At 72.7% G+C, this 19613-nt stretch carries 18 protein-coding genes; 8 read left to right on the forward strand and 10 right to left on the reverse strand.

Going from position 1 to position 19613, the window contains the following annotated elements; all coding sequences use genetic code 11:
* Positions 1-17: 17 nt before the first annotated feature.
* The 4 genes from ACFYSH_RS22725 to ACFYSH_RS22740 all read right to left on the reverse strand — a co-directional run bounded on the left by ACFYSH_RS22725 (position 18) and on the right by ACFYSH_RS22740 (position 5498).
* Complete coding sequence (locus tag ACFYSH_RS22725; RefSeq protein WP_388754749.1) at positions 18-1181, reverse strand: alkaline phosphatase PhoX; 1164 nt, start codon at positions 1179-1181, stop codon at positions 18-20.
* Between the two features lie 116 nt (positions 1182-1297).
* Positions 1298-1657: a nitrite reductase small subunit NirD gene (gene nirD, locus ACFYSH_RS22730; protein WP_359472521.1), complete on the reverse strand. Its 360-nt coding sequence runs from the start codon at positions 1655-1657 to the stop codon at positions 1298-1300.
* A complete protein-coding gene (nirB, locus tag ACFYSH_RS22735) occupies positions 1657-4242 on the reverse strand; it encodes a nitrite reductase large subunit NirB (RefSeq protein ID WP_388754753.1) in 2586 nt (861 codons plus the stop codon). The genes nirD and nirB overlap by 1 nt, the downstream gene beginning before the upstream one ends.
* Positions 4242-5498: an NAD(P)/FAD-dependent oxidoreductase gene (locus tag ACFYSH_RS22740; protein WP_388754756.1), complete on the reverse strand. Its 1257-nt coding sequence runs from the start codon at positions 5496-5498 to the stop codon at positions 4242-4244. The genes nirB and ACFYSH_RS22740 overlap by 1 nt, the downstream gene beginning before the upstream one ends.
* Before the next feature lie 139 nt (positions 5499-5637).
* On the opposite strand from ACFYSH_RS22740, the gene ACFYSH_RS22745 reads away from it, so the two are divergent.
* Complete coding sequence (locus ACFYSH_RS22745; protein ID WP_359472528.1) at positions 5638-6429, forward strand: TSUP family transporter; 792 nt, start codon at positions 5638-5640, stop codon at positions 6427-6429.
* Here ACFYSH_RS22745 and ACFYSH_RS22750 read toward each other — a convergent pair whose 3' ends face one another.
* The 4 genes from ACFYSH_RS22750 to ACFYSH_RS22765 all read right to left on the reverse strand — a co-directional run bounded on the left by ACFYSH_RS22750 (position 6430) and on the right by ACFYSH_RS22765 (position 9564).
* Positions 6430-7062 (reverse strand): class F sortase, encoded by a 633-nt coding sequence (locus ACFYSH_RS22750; RefSeq protein ID WP_388754759.1) that lies wholly within the window; start codon positions 7060-7062, stop codon positions 6430-6432. It abuts the gene before it with no gap.
* 23 nt (positions 7063-7085) lie between these two features.
* On the reverse strand, positions 7086-7904 hold the full coding sequence (locus ACFYSH_RS22755; RefSeq protein WP_388754762.1) for a hypothetical protein: 819 nt from the start codon (positions 7902-7904) through the stop codon (positions 7086-7088).
* A gap of 360 nt (positions 7905-8264) precedes the next feature.
* On the reverse strand, positions 8265-8741 hold the full coding sequence (locus tag ACFYSH_RS22760) for a DUF5990 family protein (protein ID WP_359472534.1): 477 nt from the start codon (positions 8739-8741) through the stop codon (positions 8265-8267).
* A gap of 28 nt (positions 8742-8769) precedes the next feature.
* The gene (locus ACFYSH_RS22765) at positions 8770-9564 is read right to left on the reverse strand and encodes an aminotransferase class IV (RefSeq protein ID WP_359472536.1); all 795 of its coding nucleotides are present in this window, start codon (positions 9562-9564) and stop codon (positions 8770-8772) included.
* 69 nt (positions 9565-9633) lie between these two features.
* Here ACFYSH_RS22765 and ACFYSH_RS22770 point away from each other — a divergent pair, with 69 nt between their 5' ends.
* The 3 genes from ACFYSH_RS22770 to ACFYSH_RS22780 all read left to right on the forward strand — a co-directional run bounded on the left by ACFYSH_RS22770 (position 9634) and on the right by ACFYSH_RS22780 (position 11019).
* Positions 9634-10215, forward strand: coding sequence for an NAD(P)H-dependent oxidoreductase (locus ACFYSH_RS22770; RefSeq protein ID WP_359472538.1), 582 nt, complete (start codon positions 9634-9636; stop codon positions 10213-10215).
* A gap of 66 nt (positions 10216-10281) precedes the next feature.
* Complete coding sequence (cutA, locus tag ACFYSH_RS22775; RefSeq protein WP_359472540.1) at positions 10282-10620, forward strand: divalent-cation tolerance protein CutA; 339 nt, start codon at positions 10282-10284, stop codon at positions 10618-10620.
* A gap of 21 nt (positions 10621-10641) precedes the next feature.
* Complete coding sequence (locus tag ACFYSH_RS22780) at positions 10642-11019, forward strand: gamma-glutamylcyclotransferase (protein WP_388754767.1); 378 nt, start codon at positions 10642-10644, stop codon at positions 11017-11019.
* On the opposite strand, the gene ACFYSH_RS22785 is transcribed toward ACFYSH_RS22780, so the two are convergent.
* Positions 10982-13057 (reverse strand): molybdopterin oxidoreductase family protein, encoded by a 2076-nt coding sequence (locus ACFYSH_RS22785; RefSeq protein ID WP_359472542.1) that lies wholly within the window; start codon positions 13055-13057, stop codon positions 10982-10984. The two genes, ACFYSH_RS22780 and ACFYSH_RS22785, sit on opposite strands and share 38 nt — an antisense overlap.
* Positions 13058-13124: 67 nt before the next feature.
* Entirely contained in the window at positions 13125-13862 is a 738-nt protein-coding gene (locus ACFYSH_RS22790; RefSeq protein WP_388754770.1) for a vancomycin high temperature exclusion protein, read from the reverse strand.
* Positions 13863-14061: 199 nt separating this feature from the next.
* On the opposite strand from ACFYSH_RS22790, the gene ACFYSH_RS22795 reads away from it, so the two are divergent.
* The 4 genes from ACFYSH_RS22795 to dnaG all read left to right on the forward strand — a co-directional run bounded on the left by ACFYSH_RS22795 (position 14062) and on the right by dnaG (position 19579).
* Positions 14062-14850: a sirohydrochlorin chelatase gene (locus ACFYSH_RS22795; RefSeq protein ID WP_359472546.1), complete on the forward strand. Its 789-nt coding sequence runs from the start codon at positions 14062-14064 to the stop codon at positions 14848-14850.
* Between the two features lie 36 nt (positions 14851-14886).
* A complete protein-coding gene (locus ACFYSH_RS22800; RefSeq protein WP_388754773.1) occupies positions 14887-16197 on the forward strand; it encodes a deoxyguanosinetriphosphate triphosphohydrolase in 1311 nt (436 codons plus the stop codon).
* 120 nt (positions 16198-16317) lie between these two features.
* Positions 16318-17577: an FAD-dependent oxidoreductase gene (locus ACFYSH_RS22805; RefSeq protein WP_359472550.1), complete on the forward strand. Its 1260-nt coding sequence runs from the start codon at positions 16318-16320 to the stop codon at positions 17575-17577.
* A 97-nt stretch (positions 17578-17674) separates the two neighbouring features.
* Entirely contained in the window at positions 17675-19579 is a 1905-nt protein-coding gene (gene dnaG / locus ACFYSH_RS22810) for a DNA primase (RefSeq protein WP_359472552.1), read from the forward strand.
* Positions 19580-19613: the final 34 nt, after the last annotated feature.

Genomic DNA, 19613 nt, shown 5'->3' on the forward strand with positions numbered 1-19613 from the left:
TGCCCCGCGAGGCGGGGTCAGCCGCGGAACGGCCCCGTGACCTCGTAGGTGATACCGCCGGACGAGCTCCCGCTGGTCCCGCGCTGCGAGGAGAAGTAGAGCCGCCTGCCGTCCGGTGAGAAGGCCGGGCCGGTGATCTCCGACCCCGACTGGCCGTTGATCCGCAGGAACGGCGCGACGGTGTCGTCCGGAGTGATCAGGCAGATCTCCATGTTGCCGCCGTCCTCCGCGACGTACAGGTCACCTGAGGCGGCGCGGGTGACGTTGTCGACGCCGGTCAGCGGTGCGCCGCCCGTGACGAGTGAGTCGTCGTAGACGAGCGAGAGGGAGGAGGCGTTCGCGTCGTACGCCCACACCCGGTTGTCGCCCTTGGTGGTGAACCAGCAGGTGCCCGCCGCGTAGAAGCAGCCCTCGCCGCCGTTGAACACCTTGGCGCCGGAGACCTGGTAGCGGGTCTGGGCGGGTGATCCGTCCGGGTCGGGGACCGTCGTCCAGGTCACCGGGCCCGAGGTGCCGGTGCCCGCCACCAGCACCTGGAGCGTGCCGGACGACAGATTGCCCCAGACGGTGGGGCGGAAGCGGTAGAAGCGGCCGTCCGTCTCGTCCTCGGTCAGATAGACGTAGCCGTGGTCGGGGTCCGCGGCCGCCGCCTCGTGCTTGAACCGGCCCATCGCCGGCCGCTGCACGGCGGCGTCCACGCCCCACGGGTCCGTCTCGTACACGAAACCGCGGGTGACCTCCTCGCAGGAGAGCCAGGTGTTCCACGGGGTGCGGCCGCCCGCGCAGTTGGTGTTCGTCCCGGACAGGATCCGGTAGGCGGAGGTGACGGTTCCCGAGGAGTCGAAACGCACCGCGCTCGCCCCGCCGCCGCTGCTCGCGGACACCTCCGCGTTGGAGACGTAGATCCAGCCGCTGCCGTCGGTGAACGTGGCACCGCCGTCCGGCGCCCTGTGCCAGGTGTACGAGGTGCCGGGGACGGTCTGCCCCGAGCGGGCGATGATCCTGCTCGTGAAGCCGCTCGGCAGCAGGATGCCGTTGCCGTTGGCCGCCTGCAGCGCACCGTAGGGGCCGGCGGCGGGCTGGGCCGGGTCCGCGTAGGCGGCACCCCGCCACAGGGTGCCGCCGAAAGCCGCCGCCGAGCTGCCGATCACCGCTGTGCGCAAGAAGGTCCGACGTTCCACGATCACTCCACGGGTGACGTGCTGGCCCGCCGGACCGGCCGGTCCGTCGGGTCGAACGTCAGGACAGTAGAGGCGCGTAGTTGACGGAGCGTCAACGCCCGGTGAACGGTACGGAGTCAGTCCGCGCGGACCGCGAAGACCGGAACGGTGACGTCGTCGTCGTCAAGGCAGGCGCCCGTCTCCAGGTCGAAGCGCTGCTTGAGCAGCGGCGACGCGACGAACGGCCGCCCTTCCGCGGAGCCCACCAGGCCACGGGAGAGGACGTACGCACCGGTGAACGGGTCACGGTTGTCGATCGCGTACGCGCGCCCCGACCGGTCCACGAACAGCGCGACCTGCCGGCCGTCCGGGAGGAGCGCCGCCACACCGCGTCCCGGGGTCAGCAGCTCGCGGTCGCAGACCGTGAGCCAGCCGTCCCCGTCCGCGAGCTGGATCGTCCGGATGTCCTGCGCCGTTTCCATCGTCTGGGTCGTCATCAGGAGGAAGTCCCTTCAAGAGTACGGATGGCGAGCACCGGGCCCGCGAGGATGTCCAGGTCCGGCTTGACCTGGTCGCGCTCCGGGACGAACTTGACCGAGGGGTCGGGTGCGTCGGGGGCGTTCACGAAGGTGACGAAGCGCCGCAGCCGCTCCGGGTCGTTGATGGTCTCGGCCCACTCGTCGCGGTAGCCGGCGACGTGGTCGGCCATCAGCCGCTCCAGTTCGTCGCAGAGGCCCAGCGAGTCGTGGACGACGACGTCCCGGACGTGGTCCAGGCCGCCCTCGATCCGGTCCAGCCAGGTGGAGGTGCGCTCCAGACGGTCCGCCGTGCGGATGTAGAACATCAGGAACCGGTCGATCAGCCGGACCAGTTCGGCGTCGGACAGGTCCTGGGCCAGCAGGTCCGCGTGACGCGGGGTGGCGCCGCCGTTGCCGCCGACGTAGAGATTCCAGCCCTGCGCCGTGGCGATGATTCCGAAGTCCTTGCCGCGGGCCTCCGCGCACTCGCGGGCGCAGCCCGAGACCGCCGACTTGAGCTTGTGAGGGGAGCGCAGGCCCCGGTAGCGCAGCTCCAGGTCGATGGCCATCTTGACCGAGTCCTGCACGCCGTAGCGGCACCAGGTCTGCCCCACACAGGACTTGACCGTCCGCAGCGACTTCCCGTAGGCGTGTCCGGACTCGAAGCCGGCGTCCACCAGGCGGGTCCAGATCAGCGGCAGCTGGTCCACGCGGGCACCGAACAGGTCGATGCGCTGGCCACCGGTGATCTTCGTGTAGAGGCCGAAGTCCCGGGCCACCTCACCGATCACGATCAGCTTCTCCGGGGTGATCTCACCACCGGGGATGCGCGGCACGATCGAGTAGGAGCCGTTGCGCTGGAGGTTGGCGAGGAAGTGGTCGTTGGTGTCCTGCAGGGCCGCCTGCTCGCCGTCCAGGACGTAGCCGCTCGCGCCGACCGTCGGCGCCAGCGAGGCGATGACCGAGCCGACCGTGGGCTTGCAGACCTCGCAGCCGTCACCGCCGCGCGCTTCCGTGCGGCCGTGGGAGTCGAGGAGGTCGGCGTACGTCTTGATGCCCAGGGTGCGGACGATCTCGTACAGCTCGCTGCGGGTGTAGGCGAAGCAGCCGCACAGCCCCTGGTCCTCGGGCTGCGGCAGCAACTGGCCGATGACCTTGACGCAACTGCCGCAGCCCGTGCCGGCCTTGGTGCACTTCTTCACCTCGGGCAGTGTGGTGTGCTCGCAGATCGCGCCCTTGGTGACGTTGTGGCAGGAACAGATCACGGCCTCGTCGGGCAGCGAGGACGGGCCGAGGGTGACCGGGCCGCCCGCGCCGGCGGGCAGCACCAGCTGCTCCGGGGCGACGGGCAGGACCGTGCCCGTCATCGGCCGCAACGTGCCGTACTGGTCGGCGTCACCGACCAGGACACCACCGAGCAGTGTGCCGTCCTGACCGATCACCAGCTTCTTGTAGACACCCGAGCGGGAGTCCGCGTACACGACGTCGAGGCAGCCCTCGGCCGCGCCGTGCGCGTCGCCGAAGGAGGCGACGTCCACACCGAGCAGCTTCAGCTTCGTCGAGAGGTCGGCACCGGTGAAGGAGGCCGCGTTGCCCGCGATCACCTCGGCGACGGCCAGCGCCATCTCGTAACCCGGCGCCACCAGCCCGTAGACCCGGCCGTCCGATGCCAGCGCGCACTCACCGATCGCGAAGACGTCGCTGTCGGAGGTGCGGCACTCCTCGTCGACGATGATGCCGCCGCGCGGGCCGACCGCCAGACCGCAGTCGCGGGCCAGCTGGTCCCGGGGGCGTACACCGGCGGAGAAGACGACGAGGTCGGTCTCCAGCGAGGAACCGTCCGACAGGGCCATGCCGTTCACGCGGCCGTCCTCGCCGGCGGTGACCTCCTGGGTGCCGACGCCCGTGTGGACGGAGAGCCCCATGTTCTCGATGGTGCGCAGCAGCGCGGCGCCGCCGCCGTCGTCGACCTGGACCGGCATCAGCCGGGGGGCGAACTCCACGACGTGCGTGTCGAGTCCGAGTCCCTTCAGCGCGCCCGCGGCCTCCAGGCCGAGGAGCCCGCCGCCGACGACCGCACCGGTCTTCGCGGTCTTCGCGTACTCCTCGATCGCGAGGAGGTCCTCGATGGTGCGGTAGACGAAGCAGCCCTCGGCGTCCTTGCCGGGGACGGGCGGGACGAAGGGGTACGAGCCGGTGGCCAGCACCAGCGTGTCGTAGGAGAAGCTCTCCCCGGAGCGCGCGGTGACGGTGCGCGCCTCACGGTCGACGCTCTCCGCCGGGTCGCCGACGCGCAGCTCGATGCCGTGGCGCTCCATGAAGCCCTGCTCCACGAGCGAGAGGTCCTCCGGTGTCTTTCCGGAGAAGTACGAGGTCAGCTGCACCCGGTCGTACGCGGGACGGGGCTCCTCGCAGAGCACGACGACCCTGGCGGTGCCCGCCGCGGCGGTCAGGCCGCGGTCGGCGAGCGCTTCCAGGAACCGCTGTCCGACCATGCCGTGTCCGACGACCACGATCGTCGGCACGCCCGCGGTGGGGGAGGTCGGGGGAGTGGACACCGGCATCAGAAGCCTCCGTCGTTGGTGAGCAGGTGGAGCAGGGACATGTCGGCGGGGAGGGGGTCGTCGTCCTGCCAGGTCCGGGCGAGGGTGCCGACCGCGGCGAGATCGCCGAACAGCACCCCGCCGGCCAGCCGGTCGCCCCGGACGACGACCGTGCGATAGGCGCCCCGGGTGGCGTCGGCCAGCCGGATCACGTCGTCGCCGGGCATCGGACGGGAGTCGCCGAAGGCGGCCAGGTCGAGTCCGCCGGAGGCGACGGTGGCTCCGGTGGTTCCGGCAGGGACGGGCACGGCGGCGGGGGAGCGCAGGGTGAGCCGGGTCAGGGCCCGGGTGCCCCCGTAGCGGGCGGGGCGTCCGGCCAGCACCTCGGCCAGTACGTCGGCCTGTTCGAGCGCGGCACCCGCCAGCCCGTAGACCGTCCCGGCGTGTTCGGCGCAGTCGCCGACGGCGTGGACGTACGGATCCGAGGTGCGCAGCTCGTCGTCCACGACGATGCCCTTGCGGACCTCGAGCCCGGCCGCCTGCGCCAGACCTGCCCTGGGGCGTACCCCGCAGGCCAGGACCGTGATCTCTGCCTCCAGCTCGTAGCCGTCGGCCAGTTCCACGGCCCGCACCGCCGGTGTGTCACCGTCGGTGCAGCGCAGCCCGCGCACCCGGCACTCGGTGTGCACCTCGACTCCGAGGGCCTCCAAATGACGGCGCAGCATCCCGGCCGCCTCGGGGTCCAGCTGCCGCTCCATGAGGTGCTCACCCTGCTGGGCCAGCACCACCTGGGCGCCGCCTTCGGCGAGAGCCCGGGCGGCCGACACCCCGAGGAGCCCGCCGCCGATGACGACGGCGCGAACACCCGGGCGTACGGCGGCACGCAGGGCCAGGCAGTCGTCCAGGGTGCGGAAGGGGTGCACCCCGTCCGGCAGTGTGTGGCCGAGGCCCCGCAGCGGTGGCAGTACCGGGTTGGAGCCGGTGGCCAGCACCAGACGCCCGTACCCGATGACGCTGCCGTCGTCGCAGTGCACCCGCCGGCCGGCCCGGTCGATCCGGACGGCCCGCACCCCGCGCCGCACCTCGGCGGGAGGCAGCGCGATCACGTCCGGCTCGTACCGGCCGGCGAGCACCTCGGCCAGCAGCACCCTGTTGTACGGTGCGTGCGACTCCTCGCCGATGACGGTGACACCGGGGACCCGGGCGGCGAGCCGCGCGCCCGCCATCCCGGCGCCGATCACCACCACCCGCGCCGTGTTCTCCGTCTGTGTCCTCATGTCCAAGAGAGTGCGCGGCGGGTGTTACCCGACCGCATCTCTCCTGTTTCCCGGGGGGAACCTTGCGCTCAGCGCGTCCTGACACGCTCTGTGAGGGCGAGGTTGGACGGTGTACCCGCCACTGCTTAGGGTCATGGTCATGCCCGAGATATCGCTCACCACCCTGGTCGTCCTCTGTCTGGCAGCCCTGGCGGCCGGCTGGATCGACGCGGTGGTGGGGGGCGGTGGCCTGCTCCTCCTGCCCGCCCTGCTGCTGGGTCTCCCGCACGTCCCGGCCGCCTACGTCCTCGGCACCAACAAGGCCGTCGCCATCGTCGGCACCTCGGGCGCCGCCGTCACCTACGTACGCAAGGCGCCCGTCCAGGTGGGGACCGCCGTGCGTATCGGGCTCATGGCGCTCGTGGGATCGATGACCGGCGCCTTCTTCGCCGCGGGCATCAGCAGCGACGTACTGCGCCCGGTGATCATGGTGGTGCTGCTCGCCGTCGCGGCCTTCGTGCTGCTGCGGCCGTCCTTCGGCACGGCGGCGGCAGGTGACGGCACGGACCGGAAGGTCACCCGGGCGCGTGCGGTCACCGCGATCGTGCTGGTCGGCGGCGGTATCGGCTTCTACGACGGGCTGTTCGGGCCCGGCACGGGCACGTTCCTGGTGCTCGCGCTGACCGCGGTGCTCCACCTCGACCTGGTCACCGCGTCCGCCACCGCCAAGATCGTGAACGTCTGCACCAACGCCGGCGCGCTGGCGATGTTCGCCTACCAGGGCACCGTCCTGTGGCAGCTGGCCGCGCTGATGGCCGTGTTCAATCTGGCGGGCGCCATGTTCGGGGCGCGGATGGCCCTCAGGAAGGGCAGCGGCTTCGTTCGCGGGGTCCTGCTGGTCGTGGTGTTCTCCCTGGTCGCCAAGCTGGGCTTCGACCAGTGGACCTCCTGATCACCGCACCTCGGTGAGGTGGGCGTACGCCACCACGTTGCCCAGGTAGCCCGTCTCGCGGGTGAAACCGCCGCCACAGGTGATCAGCCGCAGCGAGGCCTGCGAGGTGGCGCCGTAGACCCGCTTGTCCGGGAACGCGTCCTTCTCGTACACCTCGACCGCGTCGACCGAGAAGACGGCGGTGCGGCCGTCCCCGCGGTCGATCTCGACCACGGCCCCCTTCTTCAGGGATCCGAGGGCGTAGAAGACGGCCGGCCCCTGCGCGTTGTCGACATGACCGGCCACTATCGCGGTGCCCTCGGTGCCGGGCGGCGTGCCGCCCTCGAACCAACCCGCGAGGTTGCGGTCCTCGGCGGGCGGTGCGTCGAGTCTGCCGTCCGCGCCCAGCCCGAGACCCCTCAGGGGCGCGTCCACGCCGATGCCCGGGATGCGGATCCTGACTGGTTCGGAGGGACTCAGCGGTGCGGTGACCCGTGTATCCGGCCGTGGCTGGGAGCCCGCCCCGAAGGCCTCGGCGGTGGACGGCTGCGGGGCGACGGTCCGGGTGGCGGCACCGTTGCCGACCAGCCAGATGCCGCACAGCGCGGTGATGCCCGCCAGCCAGGCTCTCGCCTTCAGTGCCGTCCTGTCCACGTCTCGTCCTCTGCCGGTCGCCCTCAGCGGTGCGGGCCGTCCGCGCGGCGGCGGCGCAGGAGCAGCGCACCGGCGACGACCGCCGCCCCGACGAGGCCGGCGCCCGCGGCGAGCTGGGCGGTGTCGGGGGCGGCGCTGCCGCCCACACCCGTCCCGACGTGCCCGGAGGGCCGGCTGGGGCTGGGCGCGGTGGTGGGCCGGTGCCTGGGGGGCACCGGCGGCTTCGCGGAACCGGGGTCGGTCCGGGAAGGGGGTTCCGGGCGGGTCCGCGGCTTCGTGCCGGGGGCGGTCCCCGTGCCCGCGCCGGCCCTGTACCCGGTGTCGGCCTCGGCCGTCTCCGTGTCCGGCTCCACCAGGTCCGGGATCACCGTGTCCGGCTCCTCCGTGTCCGGCTCCTCCGTGCCCGGCCAGGAAAGCCCTGAAGTAGCTGCGGGCTCCTCGGGCGGCTCCAGGCCGTCGGCGGTGTCCGCACCGTCCACCGGACCGAGTCCGTCCACCGGGCTCTGGACCGGCTGCTCCCAGCCCCCGTCCGCTTCCGGGCCCTCCGCCGCTTCCGGGCCCTCCGCCCGCACCGTCGCCCCGCCGCTGTCGCAGGCGGCCACCGGGCCGGCCCCGGCCGTGCCTTCGGGCCCGCAGTCCGCAGCCCGGGGTACGGCCGTCGCGGCGGTGGTCTCCGGTCTGCCGAGCCCGCCCGAGGACGGTGACGCGGACACGGACACGGACGCGGACTGGAGTGAGGTCAGGGGCGCCGACGCCGACGCCGAGGGGGCGGCGAGGCCGAGCGCGGCGGCGGTGAGGGTCGCGGCGGCGGTACCGGTCACGAGACGGGCGGGGCTGCGCATGGAATTCCTCCGGGCAGACGGATGTGTCCTGCCTCCGAGGTAACGGGCCCCGGCCCTCGCTCGCACGCTGAGGTCTGGTCGGCTTTCACCCGTACGGACCTGCGGAGCGCGCCTGTGTGTCCGGCTCGGCGCAGGTCGCGGCGGTGGTGGAGATCGTAGGGCCCGCCCGGCGCCGATCGGGTGACCCCCACTCAGTTATATGTGACGCAGGTCACACGAATGTCCTCGCGTCGGCCGGGCACACGGTCTGTACCCCCCACGGGACGGCAGTCCCCCGCCGACCCCCCGGCGACCGCCCTCACGGCCCACCCCCCCCCGGGACCGTCGAGGGCGGTGTCATGCCCCTCCGTCCTCGACGCCTCAGGTCACGCGGGAGCCGCTCCCGTCCGTCGCGGACCAGGTGATGTCCGGCGGGCGTACGCGGGCGCACCGCGGTTGCCCCCTGTCGTCGCTGAGGCGCAGTCGCGCGGTGAGGTGGCCCGTCCGCGAGGCGGCCTCCAGGATCTCCGGGGCGATGTCGCTCATCATCAGTTTGGCCCGGCGGAACATGGTGAAGGCGCCGGCGGCGTCGACGGTGCCCCAGGACAGGTAGACGAAGCGTCCTCCGAGCCGGTTCTGGACGTACGGTCCCGAGACCTCGACGCCCTCCGAGGTGGACGCGACGGTGCAGTCCAGGTCCCAGGAGGCGTGTGCCGCGTCGCCGGGATGCAGGCCGAGCAGCTCGCCGGGCCGGTCCTTGCGCTGCACGCCGACGTGGATGTTGGCGAAACCGGCGAAGTCGGTGTCAGGGCCGCAGGTACGGCCCGGGAGTTCCGACGCTTCGATATGGATCTGCATGGCCCCATGGTCCCGCATGCCGAGGGGATCAGACCGTTTCACGAGGGACGTCCTCGTACACCTGCCCGAGCAGCTGCATCAGTTCCTCGTCGACGGCGAAGCAGGTGTCGTCGATCCGGTGGACCGGTGCGATGCCCTGTGAGTTGGCGACGAACGCCGCCCGGTAGGCGCCCAGTCCGACCAGGGGCACTGCGCGGCGTACGGAGGGCCGGCCCGCCCGTGCGAGTCCGCTCTCCAGCAGCGCCATGGTGATGCCGGTCAGTGCCGGTGCGTCCGGCCAGACCACCGAAGTGCCGTCCCAGAAGCCGATGTTGGTGACCGCCCCCTCGGTCACCATGCCGCCGGGCGAAGTGAGCAGCGCCTCGTCGAAGCCCGCCCGCCGGGCCTGCTGCCCGTAGTAGATCTGGCCGAACTCCCCGGGGCGCTTGATGTGTGGCACGGAGCGCGCGAAGGGGACCGACATGAGGCTCCGCGGCGCACCGTCCGCCCGGACTGGCGCTCGTACCGTCACCATCGGTACGGTCGCCGCGCTGTCGGGCGGCAGGAAGCCGTGCACCCGGACCGACGCGTCCCGCGTCCCGGCGCCGTCGAGTGCGTGCCCGATCAGTTCACGCACCAGCTCCCCGTCCAGGGGCAGCCCGAACAGTTCCCTGTTCGCGGAGTCCAGCCGGTCCAGGTGCAGGGCGAGCCCACGCACCGTACGGTCCCTGATCTGCATCGCGGTGAAATGGCCGTACCCCGCGAAGGCGGGAATCCGCAGGTCCCCCGCAGTCGCGGGGCGGCCGTCGAACTCGACGTAGAGGTCCGGTGCGGGAGTCGTCATGGCCGCCAGCGTAGAGGGCGTGGACCGGCACTTGACCTCAATCCCACTTGAGGTGTGAGGCTGCGGTGCATGGACCTCACCACACCTGTTCCCACCCTGTCCGACGCCGCCCCGCTGAAGGTGGCCGTCATCCTCGGCAGCAACCGCGAGGGCCGCTTCGGGCCCGTCGTCGCCGCCTGGTTCCTCGAACGGGCGGCCGGCCACCCGGACATCGAGACCGAACTGATCGATGTCGCCGAGACCGAGCCGCCCGCCACCGGGGCTGTCGAGGTGTCCCCGCTGCTGGCGCGAGCCGACGCCTTCGTCGTACTGACACCCGAGTACAACCACTCCTACCCGGCCCCGCTGAAGAACCTCATCGACCGGCACTTCGCCGAATGGCAGGCCAAGCCGGTCGCGTTCGTGTCGTACGGAGGGGTCTCCGGCGGCCTGCGGGCCGTCGAGCACCTGCGCCAGGTCTTCGCCGAACTCCACGCCGTCTCCGTGCGCGACACCGTCTCCTTCCACAACGCGGGCGCCCTCTTCGACGACCGGGGCGCGCCCAAGGACCCAGCCCCGGTCGACGGTGCGGCCAAGAGGATGCTCGACCAGCTGGTCTGGTGGGGCCGCGCCCTGCGCGAGGCCAGGACCCGGCACCCGTACGGCGGCTGACACGCTCAAAGCCTCTCGGGGCCGACAATCGAACGGTCACGGACGCCGAGAACGAGGAGGACCAGGATGACCGGACCCGCATGGCTGGCCGTACTGACCACGACGGACAGCGAGGAGAAGGCCCACACCCTGGCCCGGGGAGCGGTGGAGGCGCGGCTCGCCGCCTGCGCCCAGATCTCGGCGCCCGTGACCTCCGTCTACCGGTGGCAGGACGCCGTCGAGACCGGGCAGGAGTGGCAGGTGCTCCTCAAGACGACGGCCGAGCGGTACGACGAGCTCGAGGCGCACCTCGCCGAGGCCCACGACTACGAGACACCGGAGATCATCGCGATGCCCGTCGTACGCGGCAGCGACCGCTACCTCGCCTGGGTGGCGGCGGAAACGGCGCCCGCGGCCTCGCTGTGACGGACGTCCGGCTGCCCTTCCTTGCGGGACGCACTCCTCCACGAGGCCCCGGCCACCCGTACGCGATCGACGGCCACGGCACCGTCCGGGGCGCCCTGGTCACCGCCGCGCCCGGGGCGTAACGCGGAACTGCTCGGGCTCCTGGACGACCTGGAGCAGCATCTGGGGCCGCACCACCCGCGCAATCCGTACGAGCGGGTGGCCCGCCGGGCCGTCCCCGGGCCGCTGCCGGACACACCCGGCGGCGCCTCCGGTGAGCCCGGACCCGCCGAGCCCGTCCGCGCCTGGGTCCACCTCGCCGCCACCGCCGTGCCCCGTTCCCCGCGCACCGGCGGCACGCCCGTGCCGGGCGGCGACCGGCTCAGCCGGCGGCCTCCACCCGCACGGCGCACACCTTGAACTCCGGCATGCGCGACACCGGGTCGAGCGCCGGGTTCGTCAGGGAGTTCGCCCGGCCCGCGCCCGGCCAGTGGAACGGCATGAACACGGTGTCCTGACGGATCGCGACCGTGATCCGGGCCGGTGCCACCGCCCGTCCGCGCCGCGAGGTGACCGCGACGTCCTCACCCTCGGCCACCCCGATCCGCTCGGCGAGCCGGGGATGCAGCTCCACGAACGGGCCCGGCGCGGCGGCGTTCAGCTCGGCCACCCGGCGGGTCTGCGCCCCCGACTGGTACTGGGACACGACCCTCCCCGTGGTCAGCACCACCGGATACTCCGCGTCCGTCTCCTCCGCGGCGGCCCGGTGCGTGACCGGGACGAACCGGGCCCGCCCGTCGTCCGTCGCGAACCGCTCCAGGAACAGCCGGGGCGTCCCCGCGTGCCCCTCGTCCGGGCAGGGCCAGAACACCCCGTCCTCCGCCGCGATCCGGGCGTAGGTGATGCCCGCGTAGTCGGCCGGACCGCCCGCCGACGCGCGCCTCAGCTCGTCGAAGACCTCTGCGGGATCGGCCGGGAAGCCCTTCCCGTGCCCCAGGAGCCCGGCCAGGGCGTTCAGCACCTCCAGGTCGCTGCGCACCCCGTCCGGCGGTGTGACCGCCTGTCGCCGGAGCAGCACCCGGCCCTCCAGGCTGGTCGTCGTCCCGCTCTCCTCGGCCCACTGCGTCACCGGCAGCACCACGTCGGCCAGCGCCGCCGTCTCCGACAGCACCACATCCGCGACGGCCAGGAAGTCCAGCGACCTCAGCCGCTCCTCGACGTGCCCCGCGTGCGGCGCCGAGACGACCGGATTCGACCCCATGACCAGCAGTGCCCGCACATCCCGTCCCAGCGCGTCCAGCAGCTCGTACGCACTGCGCCCCGGCCCCGGCAGCGTGTCGGGGTCCACGCCCCACACCCCCGCCACATGGCGCCGGGCCGCCGGGTCCGTGAGCTTGCGGTAGCCGGGCAGCTGGTCGGCCTTCTGGCCGTGCTCCCGGCCGCCCTGGCCGTTGCCCTGGCCGGTCAGACATCCGTAGCCGGACAGCGGGCGGCCCGCCCGGCCGGTGGCCAGGCAGAAGTTGATCCACGCCCCCACCGTGTCCGTGCCCTTGGCCTGCTGCTCGGGCCCCCGCGCGGTGAGCACCATCCCGCTCTCCGCCCCGCAGAACATCTCCACGGCCTCACGCAGCTGCGGCACGGGCACCCCGGTGAGGCGCTCCACCAGCTCCGGCCAGTGCGCCATGGCGCCCGCCCTGGCCTGGTCCCAGCCGCTCGTCCGGGTGCGGACGAAGTCCTCGTCCACCCGCCCGTCCGCCACCACCAGATGCAGCATGCCGAGCGCGAGGGCCAGATCCGTGCCCGGCCGGGGGGCCAGGTGCAGGTCGGCCTGCTCGGCGGTCCTGGTGCGACGCGGATCGATGACGATCAGCCGCCCGCCGTTCTCCCTCAGCTCGGTCAGATAGCGCAGCGCGGGCGGCATGGTCTCCGCGAGATTCGAGCCGACCAGGATCACGCAGCCCGTCCGCGGGACGTCCTCCAACGGGAACGGAAGCCCCCGGTCGAGGCCGAACGCCCGCTGGTGAGCGGCGGCCGCGGACGACATGCAGAAGCGGCCGTTGTAGTCGATCTGCGAGGTGCCGAGCACCACCCGGGCGAACTTCCCGAGGGCGTACGCCTTCTCATTGGTGAGCCCGCCCCCGCCGAACACACCCACGGCGTCCGCGCCGTGCTCCGCCCGCGTCCCGCGCAGCCCGTCCGCGATCCGCTCCAACGCCTCGTCCCAGCTCGCCGGGGCCAGCGCCCCGCCCGCGTCGCGCACGAGGGGCCCCGTCAGCCGCACCCCGGCGGCGAGGACGGCGGGCGCGGTGCGCCCCTTGCCGCACAGGGCTCCCCGGTTGACGGGGAACTCGGTACGCTCCACGACCTCGACCACCCCGCCGTCGGCGACCGGTCGCAGCTTCATCCCGCACTGGAGCGCGCAGTACGGGCAGTGGGTGGACGTCTCGGTGCGGGCCATGCGTCCAGCGTGCGAGGCCGGTATTACGAGCACCGGTGCCTCCGGTTACGCCCCCGGTACGCGCACCTCAGCCCGCCCCGCCCGCCGCCGTGAGGTCACCCGCGAGCGCCTCCGCCACCCCCGGCTCGCGCGGCCCCAGGAAGTGCGGGTCCGGCTCGAACACCACGTCCAGGAGCGCCTTGCCCGCCGCGAACACCTCCCGTGTCCCGCCGTAGAACCAGGTGACGTCGTGTACGTCGTCGGCTCCCACCCCGTACGCGTCGATCCCGGCGGAGCGGCACAGGGCGATCGCCCGCCGTATGTGGAAGCCCTGGCTCACCAGGACGGCCCGGTCGACCCCGAATATCCTCTTGGCCCGGACGCAGGAGTCCCAGGTGTCGAACCCCGCGTGGTCGCTGACGATCCGCTCGTCCGGGACCCCCTGCGCCGTGAGGTACGTACGCATGGCATCCGGTTCGTCGTACTCCACGCGGCTGTTGTCCCCGGTGACCAGCACGACCCGGACCTTGCCGGCCCTGTACAGCTCCGCGGCGGCGTCCAGCCGGTGCGCGAGGTACGGCGACGGCCGGCCCTCCCGCAGCCCCGCCCCGAACACCACCGCGACCTGCTGCGCCGGGGCGTCGGCCGTCGTCCGCACCCGGGCGTCGGCCGTGGTGTGCAGCCAGGACGCCGGGGCCAGCGCCATCGCGCAGGCGACCATCAGCGCCTGCACCAGCCGCCGCTGCCCCTGCCGGGTCCGCGGCAGCCGCGGCCGCGCGGCGGCCAGCCCTCTCAGCGCACCGCGCACCCCATGGCGCAGCTTCATCGGTGTCCTCAGCCGCATGCGGCGCCCCCCGCGCTCGTACCCGATCCCTCGGAGAAGGGGACGAACGACGCACGCGAAAGGTTCGCGGGCCCGGTGCGACCAGGGACTGACACCGGGAGGCGCCCTCCCGTGAGACGGAGGCAAACACCCGTCACCGGTGCGAAACGACCCGGCAACGTGCGCCCGGCACCATCGGTGCATGACCCGCAGGCCCATGCACCCCGTCCGACGATCCGCACCCACCCTGGTCGCCGTCGCGCACGGCAGCCGGGACCCACAGGCCCTGCGCACCGTCCTGGAGCTTCTGGACCGGGTGCGGGAGCTGCGACCCGCCCTCGACGTCCGGCTCGGTCACATCGAGCTGAACGCGCCCCTGCTGCCGGACACCCTGGACGGCATCGGGCAGGGTGACGCCGTGCTCGTGCCGCTGCTGCTCGGCCGCGGCCACCACGTCCGGCACGACCTGCCCCTCGCCGCCGCGGCAGCCGGCCACCTCCGCACCCGTGTGGCGGCCCCGCTCGGGCCGCACCCGCTGCTCGTCGAGGCGCTGTACGAGCGTCTCCTGGAGGCGGGCTGGCGCGACGAGGACGGTACGAGCCGCGACACCGCCGTCGTGCTCGCCGCCGCCGGGTCACGCGACCCCGACTCGGACGTCGACGCCCGCCGCACCGCCGCCCTGCTCAGCGACCGCCTCGGCGGCGTGCCGGTCGTCCCCGCCTACGCCTCGGCCGCCACCCCCGACGTCCCGGCCGCCCTGCGCGCACTCGCCACCCGCGGCCGCCACCGAGTGGCCCTCGCCTCGTACTTCACGGCCCCCGGCCGCTTCGCGACCGTCTCGGCCGCCGCCGCGCCGGGCATCGCCGCCGCACCGCTCGGCGCGCACCCGGCGATGGCACGCCTCCTGCTGCACCGCTACGACCAGGCCCTGACCGGCACCGCACCCGCCTGCCGAGCCCTGACGCACCCGCCCCTCCTGGCCTCCGCCTGACCCCTCCTGTCGGCACCCCGGGCTACTGTCGGTGACATGGACGGTACGCACCACCCCAGGGACACGCCCTACGGCACCGCTGACACCGAGCGCTGGGACACCGAGCCCGACAAGCGGCCCGGCCGCACCGCGTTCCAGCGTGACCGCGCGCGCGTGCTGCACTCCGCCGCCCTGCGCAGGCTCGCCGGCAAGACCCAGGTCGTCACGCCCGGCACCCGCGGCCGGGTCTGGGACGCCAGCCCCCGCACCCGCCTCACCCACTCCCTGGAGTGCGCCCAGGTCGGCCGGGAGCTCGGCGCCGCGCTCGGCTGCGACCCCGACCTCGTGGAAGCGGCCTGCCTCTCCCACGACATGGGTCACCCGCCCTTCGGCCACAACGGCGAGCAGGCGCTCGACGACTTCGCGTCGGACTGCGGAGGCTTCGAGGGCAACGCCCAGTCACTGCGCCTGCTGACCCGCCTCGAACCCAAGCGCTTCGTCCGTGACCCCCGCAGCGGCGAGCTGGTCAGCGTCGGGCTCAACCTGACCCGGGCCGCCCTGGACGCCGCCACCAAATACCCCTGGACACGTGGCGCGCACCCCACCGACCCCGGCTCACCCAAGTTCGGGGTGTACGAGGACGACCTGCCGGTCTTCGACTGGGTCCGCAAGGGCGCGCCGCAGGACGGAAAATGCTTCGAGGCCCAGGTGATGGACTGGTCCGACGACGTCGCCTACTCGGTGCACGACTTCGAGGACGGACTGCACGCCGGACACATCGACCCAGGCTGCCTCTTCGCCGAGCCGGAGCGCGCGGAGATCTGGACCGTCGCCATCGGACGGTACGTCCCCGCCGACACCGACCCCCAGGAGCTCGCCGACGCTCTCGACCGGCTCACCACCCAGGAGTGGTGGCCGCACGGCTACGACGGCACCGCGGTCGCCCAGGCCCGGCTGAAGGACGCGACGAGCCAGCTCATCGGCCGGTTCTGCCTGGCCGCCGAGACCGCGACCCACACCGCTCACGGGCCGGGACGGCTCGGCAGATACGGCGCCGAGCTCATCGTCCCGCGCGAGGCACGCAACGAGTGCGCCGTCCTCAAGGCCGTCGCGGACCGTTACGTCATGCAGCGCGCCGAGCAGGAGGTCATCCGCGCCGGGCAGCGGATCGTCATCGCCGAGCTCGCCGCCGCCCTCACCGCCCGGGCGCCCGAAGGACTGGAACCCCAGTTCCGCGCGCTGTACACCACGGCACCCGACGACAGGGCCCGCAAGAGGGTGCTCGTCGACCAGATCGCCGCACTGACGGACGCCTCCGCGCGGTCCCTTCACGGAACGCTCACGGGCATTGGGCAGACTGGACCTTGACCGGGCCACATGCCGACGGCCGTGACCTGATCGGGGCACACACCCTCTTTCGTCATCACGCTGCGTGCGGGACGCTCGCAGGTGGCGGCGCCGCGCAGCCAAGTCTTGAGGAGGCACCAAGTGGTCGACGCACATCGGACGTTCGTCATCATCGGCGGAGGGCTCGCCGGAGCGAAGGCGGCCGAGGCACTCCGTACGGAGGGCTTCAGCGGTCGGGTGATCCTCATCGGTGACGAGCGCGACCATCCGTACGAGCGGCCTCCGCTGTCCAAGGGTTATCTGCTGGGCAAGGACGAACGGGACTCCGTCTTCGTCCACGAGACCGCCTGGTACGCCGGGGCCGACATCGAGCTCCACCTCGGCCAGATGGTCACCTCCATCGACCGGGCCGGCCGGTCCGTGCAGCTCGGCGACAACACGGTCGTCCACTACGACAAGCTGCTGCTCGCCACCGGGGCCGAGCCCCGCCGCCTCGACGTCCCGGGCACCGACCTGGTCGGCGTCCACCATCTGCGCCGCCTCGCCCACTCCGACCGGCTGCGCAACGTCCTCGCCGCCCTCGGCCGCGACAACGGCCACCTGGTGATCGCCGGAGCCGGGTGGATCGGCCTGGAGATCGCGGCGGCGGCCCGCGAGTACGGCGCCGAGGTCACCGTCGTCGCACCCTCGGCGACCCCGCTGCACCACGTCGTCGGTCCCGAGGTCGGGCAGATCTTCACCGACCTGCACGCGGAGCACGGTGTCCGTTTCCACTTCGGCGCCCGCCTGACCGAGATCACCGGGCAGGACGGTCTGGTCCTCGCCGTCCGTACCGACGACGGCGAGGAGCACCCCGCGCACGACGTGCTCGCCGCGATCGGCGCGGCCCCGCGCACCTCGCTCGCCGAGGCGGCCGGGCTCGACATGGCGAGCCCGGCCGAGGGCGGCGGTGTCGTCGTCGACGCCTCCCTGCGCACCTCCGACCCGCACATCTTCGCCGCCGGCGACATCGCGTCCGTGGACCACCCGGTCTTCGGCGGCCGGCTGCGCGTGGAGCACTGGGCGAACGCCCTGAACAGCGGACCGGCCGCAGCGAAGGCCATGCTCGGCCAGGACGTGTCGTACGACCGGGTGCCGTACTTCTTCTCCGACCAGTACGACCTCGGACTGGAGTACTCCGGATGGGCGCCGCCCGGCTCGTACGACGAGGTCGTCATCCGGGGCGATGCCGGCAAGCGCGAGTTCATCGCCTTCTGGCTGAAGGACCGCCGGGTCCTCGCCGGAATGAACGTCAATGTGTGGGACGTCACCGAGAACATCCAGAAGCTGGTCAAGGCGGCCCGGCCGGTCGACCCGCACGCCCTGGGCGACCCGTCCGTGCCCCTGGGATCCCTGCTCTGACCCGTGGCCCGGGGATCCGGGACCGGGCCGGCGCCCGGGGCGGGATCCCCGCTGCCGGCCGGTCCCGGACGCCCGGCCCCACCCGTAGACTTCAGGCGTGGCAGGCAGGATCAATGACGACGACGTGAAGGCGGTCCGGGACGCGGTCCCGATCGACGCCGTCGTGTCCGAGTACCTCCAGTTGCGCAACGCGGGCGGCGGCAACCTCAAGGGCCTCTGCCCCTTCCACGACGAGAAGTCCCCCTCCTTCCAGGTGAGCCCGGGCAAGGGCCTGTTCCACTGCTTCGGCTGCCAGGAGGGCGGCGACACGATCGCCTTCGTGATGAAGATCGATCACCTCACCTTCTCCGAGACGGTCGAGCGCCTCGCCGCCAAGGCGGGCATCACCCTGCGCTACGAGGAGGGTGGCTACAACCCCTCCCACCAGCGCGGCGAACGCATCCGGCTGGTCGAGGCACACAAGATCGCCGCCGAGTTCTACCGCGAGCAGCTGAACGGCCCCGAAGCGGAGATCGGCCGGAAGTTCCTCGCCTCACGCGGCTTCGACCAGGACGCCGCCGCCCACTTCGCCGTCGGCTACAGCCCGGCCGGCTGGGACCACCTCACCCGCTATCTGCGCGGCAAGGGCTTCAGCGACAAGGAGCTCATCAGCTCCGGCCTGTCCCAGGACGGCCGCCGGGGCCCCATCGACCGCTTCCGCGGCAGGCTGATGTGGCCGATCAGCGACACCTCGGGCGAGATCGTCGGCTTCGGCGCCCGCAAGCTCCGCGACGACGACAACGGCCCGAAGTACCTCAACACCCCCGAGACGTCGATCTACAAGAAGTCCCAGGTGCTGTACGGCATCGACCTGGCCAAGAAGGACATCGCGAAGTCCAGCCGGGCGGTCGTGGTCGAGGGCTACACCGACGTGATGGCCTGCCACCTCGCCGGGGTCACCACGGCCATCGCCACCTGCGGGACGGCCTTCGGCGGCGACCACATCAAGATCCTCCGACGGCTCCTGATGGACAACGGAAGCGCCCGGGTCATCTTCACCTTCGATGGGGACGCAGCAGGTCAGAAGGCCGCCCTGCGCGCCTTCGAGGACGACCAGAAGTTCGCCGCCGAGACCTACATCGCGATCGCGCCCGACAACATGGACCCGTGCGACCTGAGGCTCGCCAAGGGCGACGACGCCGTCCGGGACCTGGTCGAGCCACGCACCCCGCTCTTCGAATTCGCGCTCCGCCAGATCGTCGGCCGCTACGACCTGGAGACCCCGGCCGGCCGCGCAGCCGCCCTGGACGAGGCCGCGCCCGTCGTCGCCAAGATCAAGACGAGCAGTGTGCAGCGCGAGGTGGCCGTCCAGCTCGCCGGCTTCGTGGGCATCCTGGACCAGGAATTCGTCGTCCACCGGGTCAACCAGCTCGCCCAGTGGGCCCGCGGGCGCGGAGACGAGCGAGGACCCGCGCCGGCCCCCTCCCGTACCGGCACACAGCACCAGCGGGGCCAGGCCCCCGCTCCGTCCGGCCCCGCCCTCAACCTCCGCAGCCCCGCCCACCGCACGGAGCGCGAGCTGCTCAAGCTCGCCCTGCAGAGGCCCGCCCTGGTCTCCCCGGCTTTCGACGCCTACGGGGTCGACGAGTTCACCGCACCGCCGTACGCGGCGGTGCGCCAGTGCATCGCGGATGCGGGCGGCGCGGAGCTGGGCGTCTCCGAGACCCGCGAGTACCTGGTCCAGGTGCTCGACGCGGCCCCCGACGACACGGTGCGCAAGCTCGTCACCGAGCTCGCCGTCGAGGTCTTCCACGGCAAGTCCATCGACGAGTCGTACGCGGGCCAGCACCTGGTCAAGGTCCGCCTCCGCGCCGTCGACCGCAGGATCGACGACGTCCAGGGCAGCCTCGCCCGCCTCGGCAGCAATGTCGCCCCGGACCACCTGGCCGCCGCGCAGAACGAGGTCTGGGTCCTCCAGCAGTACGCCCAGTCGTTGCGGAGCCACGGCGCCGACGCCCTCTGAGGACGCTCCCAGCCGTATCGGCACCCCGTCACGC

The sequence above is a fragment of the Streptomyces sp. NPDC005791 genome, assembly GCF_042871485.1.
Classification (GTDB): domain Bacteria; phylum Actinomycetota; class Actinomycetes; order Streptomycetales; family Streptomycetaceae; genus Streptomyces.

Excerpts from the sequence above, each read along its gene's own strand:
- ACFYSH_RS22765 (WP_359472536.1), bottom strand. The coding sequence starts at position 9,564 with ATGACGACTCCCGCACCGGACCTCTACGTCGAGTTCGACGGCCGCCCC.
- ACFYSH_RS22740 (WP_388754756.1), bottom strand. The coding sequence starts at position 5,498 with ATGAGGACACAGACGGAGAACACGGCGCGGGTGGTGGTGATCGGCGCC.
- cutA (WP_359472540.1), top strand. The coding sequence starts at position 10,282 with ATGACCGGACCCGCATGGCTGGCCGTACTGACCACGACGGACAGCGAG.
- ACFYSH_RS22790 (WP_388754770.1), bottom strand. The coding sequence starts at position 13,862 with ATGAAGCTGCGCCATGGGGTGCGCGGTGCGCTGAGAGGGCTGGCCGCC.
- ACFYSH_RS22800 (WP_388754773.1), top strand. The coding sequence starts at position 14,887 with ATGGACGGTACGCACCACCCCAGGGACACGCCCTACGGCACCGCTGAC.
- ACFYSH_RS22760 (WP_359472534.1), bottom strand. The coding sequence starts at position 8,741 with ATGCAGATCCATATCGAAGCGTCGGAACTCCCGGGCCGTACCTGCGGC.
- nirD (WP_359472521.1), bottom strand. The coding sequence starts at position 1,657 with ATGACGACCCAGACGATGGAAACGGCGCAGGACATCCGGACGATCCAG.
- nirB (WP_388754753.1), bottom strand. The coding sequence starts at position 4,242 with ATGCCGGTGTCCACTCCCCCGACCTCCCCCACCGCGGGCGTGCCGACG.
- ACFYSH_RS22795 (WP_359472546.1), top strand. The coding sequence starts at position 14,062 with ATGACCCGCAGGCCCATGCACCCCGTCCGACGATCCGCACCCACCCTG.
- ACFYSH_RS22785 (WP_359472542.1), bottom strand. The coding sequence starts at position 13,057 with ATGGCCCGCACCGAGACGTCCACCCACTGCCCGTACTGCGCGCTCCAG.
- ACFYSH_RS22770 (WP_359472538.1), top strand. The coding sequence starts at position 9,634 with ATGGACCTCACCACACCTGTTCCCACCCTGTCCGACGCCGCCCCGCTG.
- ACFYSH_RS22755 (WP_388754762.1), bottom strand. The coding sequence starts at position 7,904 with ATGCGCAGCCCCGCCCGTCTCGTGACCGGTACCGCCGCCGCGACCCTC.
- ACFYSH_RS22745 (WP_359472528.1), top strand. The coding sequence starts at position 5,638 with ATGCCCGAGATATCGCTCACCACCCTGGTCGTCCTCTGTCTGGCAGCC.